This window comes from Caballeronia glebae (genome assembly GCF_001545035.1).
Lineage (GTDB): Bacteria > Pseudomonadota > Gammaproteobacteria > Burkholderiales > Burkholderiaceae > Caballeronia > Caballeronia glebae.
Window position 1 is genome coordinate 34,554 of the sequence record NZ_FCOJ02000048.1, and the last position, 22,437, is coordinate 56,990.

Here is a 22,437-nt window from a genome sequence, read left to right on the forward strand (position 1 = left end):
CGGCTCACGACGGATGCCAGCCCAAGGTGATGTAAGCGCCGCGCCGTGGCGTGTTGTACGAGTATGCGAGTTCATAGTCCTTGTCGAACAGGTTGTCGATGCGCGCCGTGACGTACCACGACTTCGCGATGTCGTAGCGCGCCGACAGATTCACGACGCCGTAGCCCGAGAGCGTCGAATCGTAATCGCTTCTCTGCCCGCTCACGATCCATTCGCCGCCGACGCGCCAGCGCCCGATCGTGCGATGCGCCGTCAACGTCGCGAAACGCCGCGCGCGCCGCGTGAGATCTTCGTGATTCGTTTCGTCGACGGGATTCTGGAACGTGACGCCCGCGCGCAGATCGGTGGCGCCGACGTGTCCCGCCCACGATCCTTCGACGCCCTGCACCTTCGCGCGCCCGACGTTCTGCGCGACATAGTAGAAACTGCCGTCGGACACATAGTCGATCAAGTTCGAATAGCGCGTCTGAAAGAGCGTCACGCGCATCACGCCGAGCGCACTCGATGCGTACTGCAACGCCGTCTCGACCGAGTGACTGCGCTCCGGCTGAATCGACGGATTGCCGCTCAACGGATAGTAGAGATCGTCGAAACTCGGCGCGCGAAACGATGCCGAATAACTCGCGCTCGCTCTCCAGTGCGCATCGAAGTTGTACGCGTAGCCCAGATAGTAGCTGTTCGCGCCGCCGAAATCGGAATACTGATCGTGACGCAGATTCGCCTGCAACTCGTTCGCGCCGATGTGCCCCACGTAGCCCGCGAACACGGAATTCAGGTGACGATCGGGCGCGGCGAACTGATCGGAATCGAGCGTCTGATCGAGATGCTCGTAACCGAAAAGCAGCTTGTGCGCCTCGCTGATGCGCACATCGTTCTGCCACGTGTACTGCCGGTTCTCCGAATCGAAACGGCTCGTATAGACGCCGTTCTGCTCGATGTTCGCGCGGTCCTGCCCCTGCGCGATCGTGAAGTGCGTGGTCCAGGCGTCGGTGATCCTGCCGTTCGCGAACACCGAAGCCGAGCGCACGCGATCGTGCGATTCGTTGATATCGGTCGGCTGGCCGTAGGCTTCGTCGAAACTGTTGATGCCGTTCGATTGCAGGAAGCGCACGCCCGCGTCCCACTTGTCGCCGAACTTGTGGCGCAAGGTCGCCGCGACGCTCTCGTTCAGATAGCCGTTCGCGTTCGGATTCACGCCGGGCGCGATCGCTGGATCGATCGACGAGAAACCGTCGGTCTTCTCGCGCGAGACGTTCACGCTGAAGGTCGTGCGGCCGTCCTTGTCGAGCGCGCCGTTCACGCCGGCCGATTGCCGCTGCGTGTGATAGCTGCCGTACTCCGCCTCGAAGGCGAAACGCGGCGGATGCGGCTCGCCTTCCTTCGTGAATATCTGCACGACGCCGCCGATCGCATTCGAGCCGTACAGCGCCGACACATTGCCGTTCACGACTTCGACGCGCCCGATCTGATCGAGCATCAGTTGCGATAACTGCGCCGCGCCGAGCGACGCCGAATCGACGCGCACGCCATCGATCAGCACGAGCGATTGCGACGATGCCGCGCCGCGTATGAAAAGCCCCGAGTTCGAGCCCGGCCCGCCGTTGCGCGTGACCTGCACGCCGGGCGCGAGCGCGACGAGGCCGAGCGCGTCGTTTGCGTTGGAGTCGGCGATGTCCTGCTCGTCGAAGACCGAGGTCTGCGGAATAGATTCGGCAAGCGGTTGCGGCGCACGCGTCGACGTGACGACGACGGGGGCAAGCGTTTGCGCGGTGTCGTCGGCGGCGTATGCGGTGCTCGCGAGCGGCAAGACGCCGATGGCGGCAATGAGCGCGCCATGACAATGACGAGCGAGACCGCTTTTGAGCGCGGCCAGTGGCAATACCATGAGTGAAGTGTCCGTTTCGCGTGAGCGCGACCCCGCTCCCCGCGAGGACGATGCGCGACGAACGCAAAGCGCGACGAGCGCCGATGCGTCGAACTTCGGCCGGTATCCGGGCTGGCGACGAATCGTCTCGCCTTCCCGCGCATCGCGCGCAGTGGCATCGACACGTTTCTTGCAGTCGCGTCCGTGCGATGAAATTCGACACGTCCGCGCAGCAAAAACGCGCATGAGACGACTTGCAACTTGCGTTGCGGTCGCTTACCGTTGCGGGGGCAGCACAGGTTGGCTCGTCCCCGGTTGTTCCCGGAAGGACTTCGGAGACTTCGCTCCCTGTTTCCCGTTTGACTGCATCCACGAGATTCGCGGATGCGAGCACCAAAAGTGCGGCAAGTGTAGGAGCGCGGGTTGGGGTCGTCAAGGACAGGTCGCCAAGCGGCGCGGGCGGATTGACGCGGCGTATGACGAATCGAACGAGAATCGGCTGACCTGTCTACACGAGCGACGAGCATTGTGCTGCGCTCGCGTTTTCTGCACACGAATGCATGGCGACACGCGCTTGATTCTCTGAATTAAGCGCGAGATCGCGTGTTGTTACGTCTCGAAACGAGACAATTATCGGAAGCTCCGTTGAACCGCGCTAAAATGCGAGGTCTTTAGAGGACGCAGCACATGCTCAACGAACTCGAATCACTGTCAGGAAATATTGGCCGGCTGATCCAGATCAGCGAGCGCCACAAGCAGGCGCATCAGGCCCTGCACGAACAACTCGAACAACTGCGCGCCGATTATGCGAACGTGCAGGCCGAGCTCACGCAAGTGCGCGAAGAGCGCGACACGCTGCAGTCCGAACGCGATTCGCTCTCCGCGAAAATCGACGACGCGCAAGTTCGCCTGAACGCGATTCTGGAAAAGCTGCCGCGCGGGAAATCCGCGCAACATGCCGAGGCCGACAATCAACTCGATCTCCTCGAAGCCGATTCCCGCGAAGTACAAGTGCATGAAGCGGAATTGCACGGCGAGCATCATCAGGGAGAGAAGGCATGACGACCACGCAGATCGAAGTATCCATTCTCGGGCAGCCGTATCGTCTCGCGTGCTCGCCGGAAACGGAAGGCGCATTGCGCGAAGCCGTCGCGCGCGTCGACGCCGAAATGAACAAGGTGCGCAATGCAAGCAACGTGCGCGGCACCGATCGCATCGCGGTAATGGCGGCGCTTTCGCTGGCGTCGGAATTGCTTAAATTGCAGGACAGCGTGCGTCACGGCGAGGCCTTCCCCGCCGAAGAAATCCGCCGCACGATGCACTCGATGAACGAACATTTGGGCGCTGTCATTGCGCAATACGAAGCGCAATGAGGCGTCTGCGCGCCGAGTCAATCAGCGCGCAATGTCAATCGAAAAAAGAAACCGCCGCAGGGCTGCACAAGGCAAACGATTGGTGTAGAGTGACGGTTCCCTGCCTGGTACGCCAAGGTCATATATTCCTTGAACCAATGCTACATTGGCATGGTTGTGGAACATTGCAGCATGGGCGCGCGCGTCGCTAGTCCGATGTACCCGAAGTGCTGCTTACTGCGACCAATCTTGAACCCAGGTTCAGGATGCCGGCCTAGCGGCTGAGGCGGGGACCCATTCAAGAAACGGCATCGGTTTTACCGATGCCGTTTTCGTTTGTGGGCCCTATCTGCGTCATTCATTCCGCATCGTCTATTTCCGCACAGCGAACCATCATGCGCTACTGGCTGATGAAGTCCGAACCCGACGAAGCGAGCATCGATCATCTCGCGCACGCGCCGAAGAAAACCTTGCCGTGGACCGGCGTGCGCAACTATCAGGCGCGCAACTTCATGCGCGATCAGATGCAGATCGGCGACGGCGTGCTCTTCTATCATTCGAGCTGCCCGGAACCGGGCATCGCGGGCATCGCGAAGGTGTGCTCGACGGCATATCCCGATCCCACGCAATTCGATCCGAAGAGCGATTACTACGATCCGAAATCGACGCAGGAAACGCCGCGCTGGATGCTCGTCGACGTGAAGTTCGTAAAGAAAACGCCGCTCGTTGCGCTCGCCGCATTGCGCGAGCACACGGAGCTCGCGGACATGCAGGTGCTCGCGCGCGGCAATCGGCTCTCGATCACGCCCGTGACCGAAGCGCAGTGGCGATTTATTACCGAGCACCTCGTCTAACACGGAACTTACGACTTCAAGACGGCGACTAAATCCCGTCGCAAGTACGCGATGACTTGGAGTCCTTCGATGATCAATAAGAAAACCGCCGCCGCCCTCGCCCTGCTCGCAATGTCGGGCACCGCGCTTACGTTGTCGCAAACCGCCGCTGCGCAAACGGTGGTTACGCAGCCGCAGCCCTCGGGCGTGCTCTCGCTCTCGGCACAGGCAAGCGCGCAAGTGCAGCAGGATGTCGTCGACATCACGCTCTTCTACGAACAGGAAGCGGCCGATCCCTCGTCGCTCACCAGCACGCTCAATCAGCGCGCCGAAGCCGCATTGCGCGAAGCGAAAGGCGTCGAGGGCGTGACCGCGAAGAGCGGCTCGTTCACGGTGTATCCGTCGACGGATCGCGACGGCAAGATTTCCGCATGGCGCGGCCGCACGGAAGTCGTGCTCGAATCGCACGACTTCGCGGCGGCGTCGAAGCTCGCGGGCAAGATGAGTTCATCGATGCAAGTGGGCAGCGTCACGTTCTCGCTGTCGCCTGAAGCGCAGCGCGCGGCCGAGCAGAAGCTCGTCTCGCAAGCCATCGATTCGTTCCGCAAGCAGGCGCAAAACGCCGCGCAAGGCTTCGGCTACAGCAACTTCACGATTCGGGAAGTGAACGTCGGGCGTAGCGGCGCGCAACCGCGTCCCGTCATGATGATGCAAGCGCGCGCGATGAGCGCCGATGCGAAGATGGCCCCGCCCATCGCGATGGAAGCCGGCACGACGACCGTGACCGTCGACGTATCGGGTTCCGTGCAAATGGGGCGTTAAGCGCTTCTCACGCGGGGCGGCGCTCGACGCCCCGCTCCTTCCTCAAGCCTTCGCGGATTCCGGCGGCAGGCGCAGATTGCGCTTGTACGCCCATACCATCATCAGCACGCCTGCGACGATCATCGGCAGCGAAAGCCATTGGCCCATCGAGAGGCCGAACGCGAGCAAGCCGAGATAATCGTCCGGCTCACGCGCGAATTCCACCGTGAAGCGCGCCAGTCCGTACCCGATCAGGAACAGCGCGGAAATGGCGCCGACCGGACGTTGCTTGCGCGAGAAGGTCCAGATCACGATGAACAGCACGAGCCCTTCCAGCGCGATCTCGTACAACTGCGACGGATGCCGCGGCAACATGTGATACCGCTGGAAGATTTCCGTGAGATGGTATTGCGCGTCGAGTTGCGGATTCTTCGAGAGCCAGATCGCGTCGTCGTTCGTCGAGCTCTGGAAGAGCATCGCCCACGGCGCGTTGGGGTCCGTCACGCGGCCCCAAAGTTCACCGTTGATGAAGTTGCCGAGACGCCCCGCCGCGAGGCCGAGCGGCACCATCGGCGCGACGAAATCGGTCACTTGCAGCCACGTGCGCTTGCGGTGAAACGCGAACAGCACCATCGCCAGCGTCACGCCGAGAAAGCCGCCGTGAAACGACATCCCGCCTTCCCAGACCTTGAAGATATCGAGCGGATGCGCGACGTAGTAACTCGCCTTGTAGAACAGCACGTAACCAAGGCGCCCGCCGAGAATCGTGCCGAGCACGCCGTAGAACAGCATGTCGTCGATGTCCTTCACGCTCCAGCCTTGCGCGGCCACGTAAGGCAAGCGCAGACGCAGCCTGCCGATGACGATGGCGGACACGAACGCGACCAGATACATGAGGCCGTACCAGCGCACGGCGAGCGGTCCGAGATGAATCGCGATGGGATCGAAATTGGGATGTATGAGCATTCTGATGTGGGAGCTTGAGCGAACTACAAGGGCGAATCATACAGAATTGGCGTTTTCAGCCCGCGAACGGACGATTTCGATGAATCCGGCGAGCACCGGGCTCACTTCCGCCGCGCGCCACACGAGGCCGGTTTCGACGAGCGCGCCCGACCCGTTCAGCGGGCGCAGAGGCCGATACACGACGCCCGTGCGCCGCAGATGACGCAGCGAGTGCGGCACGAGCGCGACACCCATGCCCGCGGACACGAGGCTCACGATGGTCTGCATCTGGATCGCCTCCTGGCCGATGCGCGGCGTGAGACCGGCCGCGCCGTAACAGCCCATGATGATGTCGTGCAGACCGGGCGCGAGACGCCTTGGGAAGACGACGAGCGGCGCGCTCGCGAGATCGTGCAGATCGACGGGCGTATCGGCCCATTCGTCGGCGCCTTGGCCCAGTTCGTGCGCGGCATCGGCGGACATGGCGATGACAAGCGGCTCGCGCGCGACGGCCACATAGGACAGCGCGCTCGCGTAACGCGGCGGCAGCGGCGGGATCACGAGGCCCGCATCGACCCGCCCGGCGACGAGCTCGTCGATCTGCACGTCGCTGGTCGCTTCGGTCAGTTGCAGACGCACGCCGGGATAGCGCGCGGCGAAATCGCGCAGGAGCGCCGGCAACAGGCCGTAATCGGCCGTGGACACGAACGCGAGCGAAAGCACGCCCGCCTCGCCGCGCGCGAGCGACTGCGCGAGCGGACGCAGCGCATCGGCGGAAGCGAGCAGACGGCGCACTTCCGGCAACAGATCCTTGCCGACGGGCGTGAGCTCCACGGTCCGTTTCGTGCGCACGAAGAGCGCGACGCCGAGCGCCTCTTCCAGCGCGCGGATCGCCTGGGAAAGCGGCGGCTGCGTCATCGCGAGACGCGCGGCGGCGTGGCCGAAGTGCATCTCTTCGGCCACCGTCACGAAGTAGCGCAGGAGACGCAGCTCGATGGGCGGATTTCTTTGCTCCATTGATATGTTTTGCGACCTAATAAGCCCTGAATAATATATTGGACAGACACATAGCGGGGTTGCATTCTTGCTGCACCAGACCAAAAACATCCCCTCAGGAGCACACCATGGCCTTCAATCGCCGCTCGAAGCACATCACTCAGGGCGTCGCGCGCTCGCCCAATCGTTCGATGTATTACGCCCTCGGCTACAAGGAGGAGGATTTCGACAAGCCGATGATCGGCGTCGCGAACGGGCACTCGACGATCACGCCGTGCAACGCGGGCCTGCAGCGGCTCGCCGACGCCGCCGTCGAAGCGATTCGTAAGTCCGATGCCAATCCGCAGATCTTCGGCACGCCGACGATTTCCGACGGCATGTCGATGGGCACCGAGGGCATGAAGTACTCGCTCGTGTCGCGCGAAGTGATCGCGGACTGCGTCGAGACCGCCGTGCAGGGCCAGTGGATGGACGGCGTCGTCGTGATCGGCGGCTGCGACAAGAACATGCCGGGCGGCATGATCGGCATGGCGCGCATGAACGTGCCGTCGATCTACGTGTACGGCGGCACGATTCGCCCCGGCAACTGGAAGGGCCGCGACCTGACCATCGTGTCGTCGTTCGAGGCGGTCGGCGAGTTCACGGCGGGCCGCATGTCGGAGGAGGATTTCAAGGGCGTCGAGAAGAACGCGTGCCCGTCGACCGGATCGTGCGGCGGCATGTACACGGCGAACACGATGAGTTCGTCGTTCGAGGCGCTCGGCATGTCGCTCATGTATTCGTCGACGATGGCGAATCCGGATCAGGAAAAGGTCGATTCCGCCGCGGAATCGGCGCGCGTGCTCGTCGAGGCCGTGAAGAAGGATTTGAAACCGCGCGACATCATCACGAAGAAGTCGATCGAAAACGCGGTCGCGCTGATCATGGCGACGGGCGGCTCGACCAACGCCGTGCTGCACTATCTGGCGATCGCGCACGCGGCGGATGTGGAATGGAGCATCGACGACTTCGAGCGCATGCGCAAGAAAGTGCCGGTCATCTGCGATCTGAAGCCGTCGGGTCAATACGTCGCCACCGACCTGCACAAAGCGGGCGGCATCCCCCAAGTGCTGAAAATCCTGCTCGACGCGGGCCTCCTGCACGGCGACTGCGTGACGATCACCGGCCGCACCATCGCGGACGAACTCAAGGACGTGCAAGCCAAGCCGCGCGCGGATCAGAAGGTCATCTTCCCGATCGAGCAGGCGCTTTACAAGGAAGGGCATCTGGCGATCCTGCGCGGCAATCTCGCGGAAGACGGCGCGGTCGCGAAGATCACCGGCTTGAAGAATCCGGTCATCACCGGCCCGGCGCGCGTGTTCGACGACGAGCAGAGCGCGATGGACGCCATTCTCGGCGACAAGATCAAGGCCGGGGATATTATCGTGCTGCGCTATCTCGGTCCGGTCGGCGGTCCGGGCATGCCGGAGATGCTTGCGCCGACATCGGCGATCATCGGCAAGGGGCTGGGAGAGTCGGTCGGCTTCATCACCGACGGGCGTTTCTCGGGCGGCACGTGGGGCATGGTGGTCGGCCACGTCGCGCCGGAAGCGTTCGCGGGCGGCACCATCGCGCTCGCGCAGGAAGGCGACTCGATCACCATCGACGCGCACAGGCTGCTCTTGCAACTGAACGTGGACGACGCCGAACTCGCGCGCCGCCGCGCCGCGTGGAAGCAACCCGCGCCGAAGTACACGCGCGGCGTGCTGGCGAAGTTCGCGGCGCTCGTGCAGCCGGCCAACAAGGGCGCGGTGACGGGCTGAACCCGTTTTGAACCGATAGCATCGCAGTGAGAGAAAGGGGCGCACATGCGCCCCTTTTCATGCTGTGCGCGCGCAAAGCGTCTCCTATAATGCGCCGAAACCAGCCCGGCGCACGCATCGGGGAGACCACATGAAATCGAATCGAAGAAGTGTCGTCGTGGGATTGGCGCTGCTCGCCGTGAGCGCGGCCGCGAATGCGCAAAACGGCAGCACGTCGATGCTCGGCTTCGTGCAGAGTCACAACTGCATGAGCTGCCACTCGATGACGCGCACGTTCATGGGGCCATCGTTCGAAAGCGTCGCGCACCGATATGCGCGTACCGACGGCGCGCGCACGATGCTCGCGCGCAGGATCGCCGAGGGCGGCGTGGGCGTCTGGGGTGCCGTGCCGATGCCCGCGAACACGCAAGTTTCACCGGATCAGGCTATCGCGCTCGCGGACTGGATCCTGTCGCTGCAATAAGGCTCATTCGCCGTTCTGGCGGCGCAATTCTTCTTCGACGGCATCGCGCACCCATTCGCTCATCCGGCTTTCGAGCGCTATTGCGACTTCGCGCGTGATCGTGGAGACGAGTTGCGTCGAATGCTCGCGCAGCGCTTCGCCGCAACGTTCTTCGATCAGCGCGCGCGCATCGCCCGTGAGGAACTTCGTGAAGCGGCCGCGCAGCCGCTCGGCGATCTGCTCCGCATCGTATTCGATCGCGGCGTTGAAGGATGGCGCGCGCGCATATTCCGGCTTGCCGGGCACGACGACATCGGTCAGTACGGGTATGGACGCATCGAAGGGTTCGGGCTTTTCGGTCATCTCGGGTGGTCTCCTTTGTTACTTCGAGCGTAGCGCGCGAACCGCGCGCCTTCTGTTCGCTCAACCGCCCTGATTGTGCGTCTCGATCGCATAGCCGCGATCGCGATAAAAACGAAAACGTTCACGGCCCGCGGCAAGTTCATCGCCATCGCTGCCGACGATCTCCACGAGCCGCTCGAAGCGCGCGAACTGCGCGGGCACCGGCGCGCCGAGATTCACGAGCACCTGATGATGCGGCGCTTCATCCAGATTCGACGTGAGCACGACAGGCGTGTCCTCGGCGAGCGGGCTCTTCGCCATGCAGTGCGGCACGAATTCGAGCGGCTGGAAGGTCCACAACTGCTCGTCGAACGCAGCGAGGCGTTGCGGTTCGGCGAGCATGACGAGCGGCTTGCCGCTCGCATACACCTTGCGCGCGAGGCGGCAGGCGTACGCGATCGGATCGCCGACGTTCGTATGAAAGTCGATGCGCGTCATGCCTGCTTCATGCGCCCGCGCGATCGATCAGAAACTGCGAAAGCAGCGGCACGGGACGGCCCGTCGCGCCCTTCGCCGCGCCGCTCTTCCACGCGGTTCCGGCGATGTCCAGGTGCGCCCACGGATAAGCCGACGCAAAGCGCGACAGGAAGCACGCCGCCGTCACGCTACCGGCCGGACGTCCGCCAATATTCGCGACATCCGCGAAATTCGACTTGAGCTGATCCTGATATTCGTCGTCGAGCGGCAGGCGCCAGGCCGGATCGGCGGCTTCGCGCGATGCGTCGAGCAGTTCGCCCGCGAGCGCGTCGTCCTTCGAGAAGAGACCGGTGTTGTGATGGCCGAGCGCGATGATGCACGCGCCCGTGAGCGTCGCGACATCGACCACCGCCGCAGGCTTGAAACGCTCGGCGTAGGTCAGCGCGTCGCACAGGATCAGGCGGCCTTCGGCGTCGGTGTTGAGCACTTCGATGGTCGTGCCGTTCATCGCCGTGATGATGTCGCCCGGCTTCACCGCGTTGCCCGCGGGCATGTTCTCGCAGGTCGGGATCACGCCAATCACGTTGAGCTTGAGGCCCATCTCGGCGACCGCGCGCATTGTGCCGAACACGGAGCCCGCGCCGCACATGTCATATTTCATCTCGTCCATCGCCTCACCCGGCTTGATCGAGATGCCGCCCGAGTCGAACGTGATGCCCTTGCCGACCAGCACGATCGGCGCGTTCTTGCCTTTGCCCTTGGCCGTTTCGGCGCCCGCGCCCTGGTAATGCATGACGATGAACTGCGGCGGCTCGACCGAGCCCTTCGCCACCGAGAGGAACGAGCCCATGCCCAGCGTCTCGATCTGCTTTTGGCCGAGCACCTCGACCTTCAGTTTGAAATCGCGGCCGAGCTTCTTCGCGGTCTGGCCGAGATAAGTCGGCGTGCAAACGTTCGGCGGCAGATTGCCGAGATCGCGCGTGAGATCCATACCGTTCGCGATCGCGACGCCATGCTTCACCGCGACCTTGGCCGCTTTCTCTTCGGCGGAATCGATGCTGAACACGATCTTCTTGAGCGAGCGCGCGCCGTTGTCGGGCTTGCTCTTCATCTGCGTGAACTTGTAGGTCAGTTCGCGCAGAGCGAGGATCGCGGCGCGCACGGCCCAGACGCCGTCGCGTTCCTGGACCGGCAGTTGCGCGAGCGTGAAGGTCGCCTGGCCGATCTTCGAGCCGAGCACCACGCGCCATGCGGCGCGCACGGCTTCGCCATAGGCTTTCTGATTGAAGGCGTCCTGCTTGCCGAGACCGACGAGCAGCACGCGCGATGCGCCGATGCCGGTCACTTCGGGCACCATCAGCGTCGTGCCGGCGCGACCGCTCATGTCGCCGGCTTTCACGACGCGCGAAATCAGGCCTTTGGTGGCGACGTCCATGTCGCGCGCGGCGCCCGTGAGCGACTGCGCTTCGAAGATGCCGAGCACGATGACATCCGACTTTCCGGTAAGGAAACCATTTGCCTCGCCCTTGCTCCAATCACAGGCTTTTATGCTAAAGTCCATCGCGCTTATCCTCGGATAAAATCTTGGCTGAAGGATGAAAGCCGCAATTATCCGCTATTTTTTCCGCGGCGGTCATAGGCGCGCGGCGTGAGGGTAAGCGAATACCCTTCCCGTAAGCCACGAGATGCGCGCATGATTTCGCATCCCCGCCGGCTCCAAGCAAAAATTCAATGATCTTCGAACGCTCCCTGCAGCGCGAACTCGCGTACACGGCCGGCGCCGTGTTCATGGTGCTGCTCACGATCATGCTCACGACGATGATGATCCGCATCGTCGGCTTCGCGGCACAAGGTCAGATCGACCCGAAAGACGTCGTCGTGCTGATCGGGCTGACCGTCATCGGCTACCTTGCGGTCATGCTGATCGTGACGCTCTTCGTCTCCATTCTGTTCGTGCTCACACGCTGGTATCGCGACTCGGAAATGGTCGTGTGGCTCGCGTCGGGCGTGAGTCAGACGCAGCTCATCAAGCCGATCGCCGTGTTCTCCGCGCCGATCATCGTCCTCATCATGTTCTTCGCGTTCGTCGGCTGGCCGTGGTCGAACCAGCAGAGCAAGCTCATCAAGCAACGCTTTCAGCAGCGCGATGAAGTGTCGCTGCTCGCGCCGGGGCAGTTCCGCGAATCGCCGGCGAGCCATCGCGTGTTCTTCATCGAGAAGATGTCGCCGGATCAGGGGCATGTCGAAAACGTATTCGTCACGAGCACGGAAGGCGGCAAGGTCAACGTGATCGTCTCGAAGAACGGCCACACCGAAACGCGCCCGGATGGCGACCGCTTCATCGTGCTCGACAACGGCCGCCGCTATGACGGCGAGCCCGGTCAGCCAAACTTCCGCATCATGGAATTCGAGCGGTATGGTGTGAAGATAATGAGTCGCCAGGTCGTGAATACGCCGACCACCACGGGCATTTACACGCCGGATCTGCTCGCCGATCCGACCAAGGAAAATCTTGCGGAGTTCGCCTGGCGCATGGGCCTGCCGCTCATCGCCATCAATCTGATGTTGCTCGCCATTCCGCTTTCGTATCAGAACCCGCGCCGCAGCCGCACGATCAATCTCGTGATGGCGGTGCTCATCTATCTCACGTACTCGAATCTGCTGAACGTCGTGCAGTCGTGGATCGAGCAAGGCAAGATGTCGTTCGGCGTGGGGCTCGTCGGGCTGCACATCGTCGTCGGGGCGCTCGTGGCGTTCCTCTTCTGGCTGCGGATTCGTAACCGGCCGCTATTCAGGCTCTCGTCGTTGACGGGTTCGAGGGGAGCCTGACATGTTTCGCATCTACGAACGATACTTCGCGCGCCAGATTTACCTCGCGTTCATCTTCATCCTGTTCGCGTTCTCGGGCCTGTTCTTCTTCTTCGACCTGATCAACGAGTTGAACACGGTCGGGCACGGTAATTACAAATTCCCGCTCGCGGTGCTGCGCGTCGGGCTGCAGACGCCTTCGCGCTTCTACGAGATCATCCCGGTCGCCGCGCTCATCTCGGCCATCTACGTGTTCGCGCAAATGGCGGCGGCCTCGGAGTTCACGATCTTCCGCGTGTCGGGCCTCTCGACCGGCGCGGCGCTGCGCTCGCTCCTGAAGATCGGTATCCCGATGGTGTTCATCACCTACCTCATCGGCGAAGTGGTCGGGCCGTACACGGACCAGTTGTCCGAGCGCGTGCGGCTGGAGGCGCTCGGGTCGTCGGTGTCGTCGAATTTCCAGTCGGGCGTATGGGTGAAGGACACGCTGTCGGCGAAAGAGAACGGCGAGCAGGTCACGCGCTTCGTCAACGTCGGCACGCTGAATCCCGACACGACAATCGCCAACGTGCGCATCTACGAATTCGATTCGAAATTCCGGCTGACCAACGTGCGCATCGCGAAGACGGGCGTGTACGAGCCGCCGGGCCACTGGAAGCTCACGGGCGTCACCGACACCCTCTTGAGCGACGCGCCGCCGCAGGCCGTCAATCCTGGCGACACGCTGAACCCGGTTTATCGCGCGACGCAAACGACGTTGCCCGAATATTCGTTGCGCTCCGAGCTGACGCCGCAGATTCTGTCGGTGCTGCTGGTGTCGCCCGACCGCATGTCGATGTTCAATCTGTTTCGCTATATCCAGCATCTGACCGAGAATCATCAGGACGCGCAGCGCTATCAGATCGCGTTCTGGCGCAAGATTCTTTATCCGTTCGCGGTGTTCGTGATGCTGATTCTGTCGCTGCCGTTCGCTTATCTGCATACGCGCGCGGGCGTGGTCGGCATGAAGGTGTTCGGCGGCATCATGATCGGCATGAGCTTCCAGTTGGTCAACACGCTGTTCTCGCATATCGGCAATCTGAACACATGGCCCGCGCCGATCACGGCGGCGGCGCCTGCCCTCGCCTATCTGGTAATCGGCTTGATAGGGCTGAAGTGGGTCGAGCGGCACTGACGTTTGTTCCGGGAGCGCGCAATGAAGAAGCACGGCATCATCCTCTTCGGCCACGGCGCGCGCGATCCGCGCTGGGCCGAGCCGTTCGAGCGGCTTGCCGCGAAGTTGCGCGGTTCTCGCGGCGATCAGCCCGTCTCGCTGGCGTTTCTCGAATTGATGTCGCCGGATTTGCCCGCTGCCGTGGCCCGGCAAGCCGCCGAGGGTTGCGAAGCGATTACGGTCGTGCCCGTGTTCTTCGGCCAAGGCGGGCATGTGCGCCGGGATCTGCCGGAGATCGTCGAGAAGTGCCGTGAGATGCATCCCGACATCGCGATTTCCTGCTCGACGGCCGTTGGGGAAGACGATGCGGTGCTTGATGCGGTGGCGGGATATTGCTTGAGGCAACTCGACACGTAGCGCATAGAAGCGTTCGTGCCAAAAACAAAGAGCGCACCGTTCGGTGCGCTCTTTGTTTTAAACCCGTGGAAACGACATCAAGCGGCCGCCTGCATTCCCTTCAAGTGGACCTTCGGCTTCGCGGCCGACGCCCGCTCGCGAAACGCCTCACCGATCATCAACAAGCTCGGCTGCGACGGATTCAGCCATTCCTGCGCCTCGCCCAGCGCCATGCGCGCCAGCGTCAACGTCAACGTGCGCTCACGCGGCGTGCTGCATGCCTCGACGATCGCCACCGGCGTCGACCCCGGACGTCCCGCGTCGATCAACTGCTGCGCGATATCCGGCGCGCTGTCGCGTCCCATGTAGAACACGAGCGAATCGGCCTTGGCCTGCTCGCGGATCTCTTCGCTGTCCGTCGCGCGCGAATGGGTCGCCAGCGCGACGCTCCGCGCCACGCCGCGCAAGGTCAGCGAGCGCTTGAGCGTCGCCGCGCTCGCGAGCGCCGCCGTAATGCCCGGCACCACTTCGAACTCGATGCCCGCGGCTTCGAGCGCGCGCATTTCCTCGTCGGCGCGGCCGAAAAGCATCGGATCGCCGCCCTTCAGACGCACGACGACGCCATGTTCCAGCGCCGCATCGACGATTTGCTTGTTGATGAAGTGCTGCGCCGTCGAACGCTGTCCGCAGCGCTTGCCGACGGCGATCTTCTTCGCGTCGGGCGCGTAATCGAGCATCGCCGGTTCGACGAGCGCGTCGTGCAGCACGACGTCCGCCTGTTCGAGCAAACGCATGCCGCGCACGGTGATGAGATCCGCCGCGCCCGGTCCCGCTCCGATCAGATAGACCTTACCCATAGCTTTCATCGTCGATTTCGAACGGTCAGATGGTTCAAGCGGAGATCGCACGAATCATACCGGCCGCGACCGTGTGATGCGTCGCTTCATCGATCAGCACGAACGCGCCGGTGCCCTGATGCGTATCGTACTCGTCCGCGACGATCGGCTTCTGCAACGTGAGCGCCACGCGGCCGATGTCGTTCATCGCGAGCGTGTTGCGATCGATCGAATGCGACAGCGTGTGCACGTCCAGCACCTGTTTCACCGCACCGATGCGCGCGAAAACGGTGTTCGTCGTCTGCTTCAGCAAATATTTGCGCTGCGGCGAAAGCGGCTCTTCGTCGAACCAGCAGAGGTCCGCTTCGAGCTTCTTCGCCGGCTCGACCTGAGCCGTGGCCGGCACGAAGGTATCGCCGCGCGACACGTCCACGTCTTCCGTCAGGCGAATTGTCACCGTCTGGCCCGCGAACGCGCGATCCACCGGCGCAACGCCTCCCGGCACCGGCGCGATGATCTCGGCGACGGTCGCTTCGCGATTGGCCGGCAGCACGAGAATCGAGTCGCCGACGCGCACTTCGCCCGCTTCCACACGGCCCATGTAGCCGCGGAAATCGTCGGCTTGCGAGCCGTCCTGACGCGCGACCCATTGCACCGGGAAACGCAGCGCCTGATCGTTCGGCTGCGCGACGGGCAGCGATTCGAGCAGATCGAGCAGCGGCTCGCCCGCGTACCACGGCATGCGTTCGCTCGCCGTCACGATGTTGTCGCCCTTCAACGCCGACACCGGCACAAAGCGCACGTTCGACAGCCCGAGCTGACGCGCGAGCGCGACGTACGCATCGCGAATCTCGTTGAAGCGCGCTTCGCCGTACTCGACGAGATCCATCTTGTTGATCGCGACGATCACGTGCTGCAGGCCGAGCAGCTTCACGATCGCGCTGTGGCGCTTCGTCTGCGGCAGCAGTTGCGCGGCGCCGTCCTCGAAGGTGACGCGCGTCGCGTCGACGAGAACGATCGCGGCATGCGCCGTCGATGCGCCCGTCACCATGTTGCGCGTGTACTGCTCGTGGCCCGGCGTGTCCGCGATGATGAACTTGCGCTTGGCGGTGGCGAAATAGCGATACGCGACGTCGATCGTGATGCCCTGTTCGCGCTCGGCTTCGAGACCGTCCGTGAGCAGCGACAGATCGATCTCATCGCCGACGGTGCGCTTGTTCTTCGCGCGCGAAAGCGCCGACAACTGATCCGACAGCACAGCCTTGCTGTCGTACAGCAGGCGGCCGATCAGCGTGCTTTTGCCGTCATCGACGGAACCCGCCGTGATGAAGCGCAACACGCCCAGGTCTTCAGCTTGATAAATGCTCATGATTCGTTGGTTCCGTAGGCGTGTTGCTTAGAAATAACCTTGCTTCTTGCGCTGTTCCATCGCGGCTTCGGACGCTTGGTCGTCCATGCGCGTCGCGCCGCGTTCCGTGATTTCCGTCACGGCCGTTTCCGCGATGATCTTCTCGACATCGTCGGCATCGCTCGCGACCGGGCACGTGCAGCTAATATCGCCGACGGTGCGAAAACGCACTTGCGCGAGCTCGGCGCTCTCGCCTTCGCGCACCGGCGTGAGCGGCGTCACCGGCACGAGCAGGCCGTTGCGACGCACGATCTCGCGCTCATGCGCGTAATAGATCGACGGCAGTTCGAGCTTTTCGCGGCCGATGTATTGCCAGATGTCGAGCTCGGTCCAGTTCGAGATCGGGAACACGCGCAGATGCTCGCCGTTGTGCAGACGCGCGTTGTAGATGCTCCACAGTTCCGGACGCTGCGCCTTGGGGTCCCACTGGCCGAATTCGTCGCGAAACGAGAAGATGCGCTCTTTCGCGCGCGCCTTTTCTTCGTCGCGGCGCGCACCGCCGATCATCGCCGTATAGCCGTATTGCTCGATGGTTTCGAGCAGCGTCACCGCTTGCGCGGCGTTGCGCGAATCCGTTTCGCGACGCAGACGCACGGTGCCCTTCTTGATCGAATCCTCGACATGACCGACCACGAGCTCCGCGCCGATTTCGGCCGCACGGCGATCGCGGAAGTCGATCACTTCCTGGAAGTTATGGCCCGTGTCGATGTGTACGAGCGGAAACGGCAACGTCGTCTTGCGGCCGCCGCCGAGCCCGAACGCCTTGAGCGCGAGGGCCAGCACGACGACCGAGTCCTTGCCGCCCGAGAACAAGAGCGCGGGCTTGCTGCATTCCGCGACCAGTTCGCGAATGATGTGGATCGACTCGGCTTCGAGCCAATCCAGGTGATCCATGCGAGTCGCCGTATTGGCGATCGGTGCGGTGACGGTTGAGTCGAGCGTCGTGCTCATGTTCGTCGATCCTTTTTTATGCAGCGTCATGCAATTCCTGATGTGACGATGCGTTCAATAACAGGGTTTGGTGCGGCGTCTGGCGCGCCTTAAATCGCCGAGCTCGGGGCTTCTTCGACGATCTTGATGTTCGTGATGTGCAGGCCGCATTCCTTCGTGTCGCGCGATTCCCACCACCAGCGTCCGGCGCGGCTGTCTTCGCCGGGACGCACCGCGCGCGTGCACGGCTCGCAGCCGATGCTCGGATAACCGCGCGCATGCAGCGGATTCACGGGCACGTCGAGGGCTTTCAGGTAATCCCACACATCGGCTTCGGTCCAGTCCGCGAGCGGATTGAACTTGGCGATGTTGCGCGGCTCGTCGTGCTCTTCCTCATGCAGTTCGGCACGCGTCACCGATTGCTCGCGACGCTGACCCGTGACCCACGCGGAGACATCCGACAGCGCGCGATTCAGCGGCTCGACCTTGCGGATATGGCAGCAGCTCTTGCGCAAATCAATGCTTTCGTAGAACGCGTTCAGACCGTGATCGCGCACGTAGGCATCGACCGCATCCTGCTGCGGATGAAACTGCTCGATGTCATAGCCGTAGCGCGCTTTCACGATGTCGAGCATGCCAAGCGTTTCGGCATGCAGACGACCCGTGTTCAGGGAGAAGATGCCGATCTTCACACCGCGCGAAAGAATGGCGTGCGTCAGGACCATGTCTTCGGCGGCGAGGCTGCTGGCTAGCTTGACGCGCTCGTGACGGGCCGCGATCGAATCGAGCAGCGCGTCCAGGCGTTCAACCTTGGCTTGCAATTCAGGCGTCATGCATCAGACTCCAAGCGCTGCGACGAGCGCCGCGCGACGGCGAAACAGCGGTTCGAGGTTATCGGTCGCGCCCTGATACAACTCGGTGAATTCGGTGAACGCGTTCAGCGCGTCGTTGATGTCCTTGTCCGCGCGCACCGCGAACGCATCGAAGCCGCAGCGCGCGTGGAACGCGACCTGATCGCGCAGCACGTCGCCGATCGCGCGCAGTTCGCCGGTCCACTGATAACGCTCGCGCAGCAGGCGGCCGATGGAAAAGCCGCGGCCATCGCGGAACACTGGGAAATCCACCGCGATCACGGAAAGCGAGCCGAAGTCCGGCGCGAGGTCGGCGGGTTCGTCGTCCGGGGCGAGCCACACGCCGATGTCCTCTTTCGCACGCGCCGCGACGATCGCCGACTTGTGCTCTTTCCACAACGCGAACGGCACGATGATCTTGCCGGCCGGCAACGCATCGACAGCGGGCAACGCGCCGTCTTCGGCGGCACGCACAACGGTGAAACTGTCTTCGACGACCGCGCGGTTCTTGATAATCAACGTCATTTGCAGATCCTTAAGCGTGAGCCTGGCGCGATGCGTACACGCGCTCCTTGAACGGCGCCATGCCGATGCGGCCGAACGTTTCGATGAAGCGCTCGCCTTCGATACGGTTGTCGACGAAGGTGTCGATCACTTGCGAGATCACGTCGGGCATCTCTTCCGCCGAGAACGACGGGCCGATCACCTTGCCGAGATGCGCGCCGGTCTCGCCCGAGCTTTGCTCGCCGCCGAGCGTCACCTGATACCACTCCGAACCGTCCTTATCGACGCCCAGAATGCCGATGTTGCCGACGTGGTGATGACCGCACGCGTTGATGCAGCCCGAAATGTTCAGCGACAGGTCGCCGAGGTCGTGCACGTAGTCGAGGTCGTTGAAACGGTCCTGAATAGCGAGCGCGATCGGAATCGACTTCGCATTCGCGAGCGAGCAGAAATCGCCGCCCGGGCACGCGATGATGTCCGTCAACAGGCCGATGTTCGCGGTCGCGAAACCGAGTGCCTTCGCGCGTTCCCAGACCGTGTACAGATCACGCTTGGGCACGTTCGCGAGGATTAGGTTCTGCTCGTGCGACACGCGGATTTCGCCGAACGAGAATTCGTCGGCAAGCGCGGCGACGTCGTCCATCTGCTTGTCGGTCGCATCGCCCGGCGCGATCTCGCGCGGCTTCAGCGACAGCGTCACCGACGCGTAACCCGGCACCTTGTGCGGGCGCACGTTGCGCTCGACCCAGCGCGCGAAAGGCTTGCTTTCGATCAGATGCGTTTCATACGATACGTCGGTGTCCGCGAGCTTTTCGTAAGCCGGCGGCGCGAAGAACGTCGTCACGCGGTCGACTTCCTCCTGCGTAAGCGTCGACGGGCCGTCCTTCAGGTGCTGCCACTCTTCCTCGACCTGCTTCGAGAACTTCTCCGGCGACAGCGCCTTCACGAGAATCTTGATGCGCGCCTTGTACATGTTGTCGCGGCGGCCGTAGCGGTTGTACACGCGCAGCACGGCTTCGCAATAAGTGATCAGGTGCTGCCAGGGCAGATCGCGCTTGATGATCGCGCCGACGATCGGCGTGCGGCCGAGACCGCCGCCCGCGAGAATGTCCATCACGACTTCGCCCTGCGCGTTTTTCCTGAGATACACGCCGAGATCGTGAATCTGCACGGCCGCGCGGTCTTCCGCCGAGCCGTTCACCGCGATCTTGAACTTGCGCGGCAGCCACGCGAATTCCGGATGGAACGTCGACCATTGACGCAGGATTTCCGCCCACGGACGCGGATCGACCTGTTCATCGGGCGCGACACCGGCGAATTGATCGGCGGTGATGTTGCGGATGCAATTGCCCGAAGTCTGGATCGCGTGCATCTGCACGGAAGCCAGTTTGCGCAGAATTTCCGGCGTCTCTTCGAGCTCGACCCAGTTGAACTGGATATTGGTACGCGTCGAAAAGTGGCCATAGCCGCGGTCGTGCTCGCGCGCGATGGTGCCGAGCATGCGGAGCTGGTCGCTGCGCAGGTTGCCGTATGGAATCGCGATGCGGTGCATGTATGCGTGGCGCTGCATGTACAGGCCGTTTTGCAGACGCAGCGGACGGAATTCTTCTTCGCTCAATTCGCCCGACAAACGGCGGCGGACCTGGTCGGCGTACTGCGCGACACGTTCGTCGACGATGCGTTGGTCGATCTGATCGTATTGGTACATTCGGGGGCCCCAAGTTCTTGTAAAAAGCGCAGCGTCCTAGGTTTACGCGGCGCGTCTCATCCACTGAATATCCATTGAGTCCCTGTCGCGCGCGCCGTTCAGACTGAACGCTTATTTGCTTATGACAGATAGAGATATGGATATTGGAAAAATTGGACTGATAGTAAAGAACCTGCTATATATTGCAAACGACTGAAAAATTACTTTGATATGCCCGGTAGTAATAAACAAAGGCTATAAATGAATCTGCATCAGTTCCGCTTCGTGCGCGAGGCCGTCCGGCAGAACTTCAATCTGACGGAGGCCGCCAAGGCGCTGTATACGTCGCAGCCGGGCGTCTCGAAGGCGATCATCGAGCTGGAAGACGAACTGGGCGTCGAAATCTTCACGCGGCACGGAAAACGCGTGCGATCGCTGACCGAGCCGGGACGCATCATCCTCGCGTCGGTCGAGAAAATATTGCAGGAAGTGGAAAGCCTGAAGCGCGTCGGTAAAGATTACGCGGCGCAGGATCAGGGCAATCTCGTCATCGCGGCGACGCACACGCAGGCGCGTTACTCGCTGCCCTCGGCCATCGCCGAGTTCAAGAAGCGCTTTCCGAAGGTTCATCTCGCGATTCTGCAGGGCAGCCCGACACAGGTCGCGGAGATGGTGATTCACGATCAGGCGGATATCGCCATCGCGACCGAGGCGATCGCCAACTATAAGGAACTGATCTCGCTGCCCTGCTTTCAGTGGCAACATTTGGCCGTCATGCTGCCGGACCATCCGCTCTTGGAACGCAAGACGCTCACGCTCGACGATCTCGCGCAATATCCGATCATCACCTACGAGGCTTCGTTCGCCGGGCGCACGAAGATCAATCAGGCGTTCGCGCTGCGCAATCTGACGCCGGACATCGTGCTCGAAGCCATCGACGCGGACGTGATCAAGACTTACGTCGAACTGGGGCTCGGCATCGGGATCATGGCGGACATCGCGTTCAATCCGGAGCGCGACCGGCATTTGCGCGCGATGCCGGTCGGGCATCTGTTCGGCACGAACGTCACGCGGCTCGCGCTCAAACAAGGCGCGTATCTGCGCAGCTATGTGTATACGCTCGTCGAACTGCTGTCGCCGTCGCTTAATCGCAAGCTGATCGAACAGGCGCTTTCCGGCGATCACGAAAGCTACGAGCTTTAACCGCAAATAACACGGCGGCGCACGCTGCCCGAGAAAAATTCTTCCTCTGGAGACCTTTCCGATGACGTTGTCGAAGTTCACGCGCCGGCTCGCTGCCGGCGTTGCCTTGTCCGTGGTTGCCGCCGCCGCGCACGCGCAATTGAAAGTCGGCATCGATTTGTCCAGCACCGGCCCGGCCGCCACGATCGGCATCACCAGCAAGAACGCGATGCTCATGTGGCCGAAGACCATCGCCGGGCAGAACGCGGAGTACATCATTCTCGACGACGGCTCGGACCCGGGCGCGGCCGTGCGCAACATCCGCAAGCTCATCAGCGAGGATCATGTCGACGTGATCGTCGGGCCGAACATCACGCCGGCGGCGCTCGCCGCGCTCGATCCCGTTGCCGAATCCGAAACGCCGATGATCACGCTGATCGGCTCGGCGTCGGTCGTGGAGCCGCAGGAAGGCAAGAAAGTGTGGGCGTTCAAGATGGCGCAGACCGATCGCGCGATGGCCGACGTGATGACGCGCTACATGGCGAATCACGGCGTGAAAACGGTGGGATTCGTCGGCTTCGCGGACAGCTACGGCGATAGCTGGCTCAACGAATTCACCAAATTCGCGGATTTGCGTCACATCAAAATTGTCGCGAGCGAGCGCTTCAATCGCACCGATGCGAGCGTGACCGGGCAAATTCTCAAGCTGATGGCCGCGAAGCCGGACGCGGTGCTGATCGCGGGCGCGGGCACGCCGACGGTGCTGCCGCAGCGCACGCTCGTCGAGCGCGGCTACAAGGGCGCGATCTATCAGACGCACGGCATCGC

23 protein-coding genes, 1 other RNA gene and 1 riboswitch are annotated in these 22,437 nt (G+C 62.6%); of the genes, 12 read left to right on the forward strand and 12 right to left on the reverse strand.

Annotated elements, in window-relative coordinates; all coding sequences use genetic code 11:
* Positions 1-4: 4 nt before the first annotated feature.
* Entirely contained in the window at positions 5-1,885 is a 1,881-nt protein-coding gene (locus AWB82_RS26775; RefSeq protein WP_086972373.1) for a TonB-dependent receptor domain-containing protein, read from the reverse strand.
* Between the two features lie 80 nt (positions 1,886-1,965).
* Positions 1,966-2,278: riboswitch (cobalamin riboswitch) on the reverse strand.
* Between the two features lie 273 nt (positions 2,279-2,551).
* On the opposite strand from AWB82_RS26775, the gene AWB82_RS26780 reads away from it, so the two are divergent.
* The 5 genes from AWB82_RS26780 (at position 2,552) to AWB82_RS26800 (ending at position 4,871) form a co-directional block, all read left to right on the forward strand.
* On the forward strand, positions 2,552-2,926 hold the full coding sequence (locus tag AWB82_RS26780; RefSeq protein ID WP_086972374.1) for an ATPase: 375 nt from the start codon (positions 2,552-2,554) through the stop codon (positions 2,924-2,926).
* The gene (locus tag AWB82_RS26785; RefSeq protein ID WP_086972375.1) at positions 2,923-3,237 is read left to right on the forward strand and encodes a cell division protein ZapA; all 315 of its coding nucleotides are present in this window, start codon (positions 2,923-2,925) and stop codon (positions 3,235-3,237) included. Before AWB82_RS26780 ends, AWB82_RS26785 begins: the two co-directional genes overlap by 4 nt.
* A gap of 94 nt (positions 3,238-3,331) precedes the next feature.
* Positions 3,332-3,513: non-coding RNA, 6S RNA (gene ssrS / locus AWB82_RS26790), on the forward strand.
* A 98-nt stretch (positions 3,514-3,611) separates the two neighbouring features.
* Entirely contained in the window at positions 3,612-4,070 is a 459-nt protein-coding gene (locus AWB82_RS26795) for an EVE domain-containing protein (RefSeq protein WP_086972376.1), read from the forward strand.
* 72 nt (positions 4,071-4,142) lie between these two features.
* Positions 4,143-4,871 carry an SIMPL domain-containing protein gene (locus tag AWB82_RS26800; RefSeq protein ID WP_096031464.1) on the forward strand — a complete coding sequence of 243 codons (729 nt, stop codon included), beginning with the start codon at positions 4,143-4,145 and terminating at the stop codon, positions 4,869-4,871.
* A 42-nt stretch (positions 4,872-4,913) separates the two neighbouring features.
* On the opposite strand, the gene lgt is transcribed toward AWB82_RS26800, so the two are convergent.
* Positions 4,914-5,816 carry a prolipoprotein diacylglyceryl transferase gene (gene lgt, locus AWB82_RS26805; protein ID WP_086972377.1) on the reverse strand — a complete coding sequence of 301 codons (903 nt, stop codon included), beginning with the start codon at positions 5,814-5,816 and terminating at the stop codon, positions 4,914-4,916.
* A 36-nt stretch (positions 5,817-5,852) separates the two neighbouring features.
* A complete protein-coding gene (locus AWB82_RS26810; RefSeq protein WP_086972378.1) occupies positions 5,853-6,812 on the reverse strand; it encodes a LysR family transcriptional regulator in 960 nt (319 codons plus the stop codon).
* A 107-nt stretch (positions 6,813-6,919) separates the two neighbouring features.
* Here AWB82_RS26810 and ilvD point away from each other — a divergent pair, with 107 nt between their 5' ends.
* On the forward strand, positions 6,920-8,593 hold the full coding sequence (gene ilvD, locus AWB82_RS26815; RefSeq protein WP_086972379.1) for a dihydroxy-acid dehydratase: 1,674 nt from the start codon (positions 6,920-6,922) through the stop codon (positions 8,591-8,593).
* A 130-nt stretch (positions 8,594-8,723) separates the two neighbouring features.
* The gene (locus AWB82_RS26820; protein WP_086972380.1) at positions 8,724-9,056 is read left to right on the forward strand and encodes a c-type cytochrome; all 333 of its coding nucleotides are present in this window, start codon (positions 8,724-8,726) and stop codon (positions 9,054-9,056) included.
* 3 nt (positions 9,057-9,059) lie between these two features.
* Here the strand turns inward: AWB82_RS26820 and AWB82_RS26825 are convergent, their stop codons facing one another.
* From AWB82_RS26825 to AWB82_RS26835, 3 genes are read right to left on the reverse strand one after another with little or no spacing between them, the layout of a single operon-like run.
* Positions 9,060-9,398 (reverse strand): DUF2486 family protein, encoded by a 339-nt coding sequence (locus AWB82_RS26825; RefSeq protein WP_086972381.1) that lies wholly within the window; start codon positions 9,396-9,398, stop codon positions 9,060-9,062.
* A gap of 60 nt (positions 9,399-9,458) precedes the next feature.
* Entirely contained in the window at positions 9,459-9,875 is a 417-nt protein-coding gene (locus tag AWB82_RS26830) for a DNA polymerase III subunit chi (protein ID WP_086972382.1), read from the reverse strand.
* Between the two features lie 7 nt (positions 9,876-9,882).
* Positions 9,883-11,415 (reverse strand): leucyl aminopeptidase, encoded by a 1,533-nt coding sequence (locus AWB82_RS26835; protein WP_086972383.1) that lies wholly within the window; start codon positions 11,413-11,415, stop codon positions 9,883-9,885.
* A gap of 170 nt (positions 11,416-11,585) precedes the next feature.
* On the opposite strand from AWB82_RS26835, the gene lptF reads away from it, so the two are divergent.
* Genes lptF through AWB82_RS26850 form a run of 3 tightly spaced genes read left to right on the forward strand, consistent with a single transcriptional unit; the run spans position 11,586 to position 14,232 of the window.
* Entirely contained in the window at positions 11,586-12,683 is a 1,098-nt protein-coding gene (gene lptF, locus AWB82_RS26840) for an LPS export ABC transporter permease LptF (RefSeq protein ID WP_086972384.1), read from the forward strand.
* A gap of 1 nt (position 12,684) precedes the next feature.
* On the forward strand, positions 12,685-13,836 hold the full coding sequence (lptG, locus tag AWB82_RS26845) for an LPS export ABC transporter permease LptG (protein WP_086972385.1): 1,152 nt from the start codon (positions 12,685-12,687) through the stop codon (positions 13,834-13,836).
* A 21-nt stretch (positions 13,837-13,857) separates the two neighbouring features.
* On the forward strand, positions 13,858-14,232 hold the full coding sequence (locus AWB82_RS26850; RefSeq protein WP_086972386.1) for a sirohydrochlorin chelatase: 375 nt from the start codon (positions 13,858-13,860) through the stop codon (positions 14,230-14,232).
* Positions 14,233-14,309: 77 nt separating this feature from the next.
* Here AWB82_RS26850 and cobA read toward each other — a convergent pair whose 3' ends face one another.
* From cobA to AWB82_RS26880, 6 genes are all read right to left on the reverse strand, one after another.
* The gene (cobA, locus tag AWB82_RS26855) at positions 14,310-15,068 is read right to left on the reverse strand and encodes a uroporphyrinogen-III C-methyltransferase (protein WP_086972387.1); all 759 of its coding nucleotides are present in this window, start codon (positions 15,066-15,068) and stop codon (positions 14,310-14,312) included.
* A gap of 34 nt (positions 15,069-15,102) precedes the next feature.
* Positions 15,103-16,416: a sulfate adenylyltransferase subunit 1 gene (locus AWB82_RS26860; protein WP_086972388.1), complete on the reverse strand. Its 1,314-nt coding sequence runs from the start codon at positions 16,414-16,416 to the stop codon at positions 15,103-15,105.
* 27 nt (positions 16,417-16,443) lie between these two features.
* Entirely contained in the window at positions 16,444-17,406 is a 963-nt protein-coding gene (gene cysD, locus AWB82_RS26865; protein WP_086972397.1) for a sulfate adenylyltransferase subunit CysD, read from the reverse strand.
* 89 nt (positions 17,407-17,495) lie between these two features.
* Positions 17,496-18,218, reverse strand: a complete 723-nt coding sequence (locus tag AWB82_RS26870; RefSeq protein WP_086972389.1) for a phosphoadenylyl-sulfate reductase — start codon at positions 18,216-18,218, stop codon at positions 17,496-17,498.
* Positions 18,219-18,221: 3 nt separating this feature from the next.
* Positions 18,222-18,761, reverse strand: a complete 540-nt coding sequence (locus tag AWB82_RS26875; RefSeq protein ID WP_086972390.1) for a DUF934 domain-containing protein — start codon at positions 18,759-18,761, stop codon at positions 18,222-18,224.
* Between the two features lie 10 nt (positions 18,762-18,771).
* Positions 18,772-20,448, reverse strand: a complete 1,677-nt coding sequence (locus AWB82_RS26880) for a nitrite/sulfite reductase (RefSeq protein ID WP_086972391.1) — start codon at positions 20,446-20,448, stop codon at positions 18,772-18,774.
* Between the two features lie 240 nt (positions 20,449-20,688).
* On the opposite strand from AWB82_RS26880, the gene AWB82_RS26885 reads away from it, so the two are divergent.
* Positions 20,689-21,630 carry a CysB family HTH-type transcriptional regulator gene (locus AWB82_RS26885; protein WP_086972392.1) on the forward strand — a complete coding sequence of 314 codons (942 nt, stop codon included), beginning with the start codon at positions 20,689-20,691 and terminating at the stop codon, positions 21,628-21,630.
* A 61-nt stretch (positions 21,631-21,691) separates the two neighbouring features.
* Positions 21,692-22,437, forward strand: a 746-nt coding sequence (locus AWB82_RS26890) for an ABC transporter substrate-binding protein (protein WP_143756864.1), incomplete at its 3' end; no start/stop codon positions are given.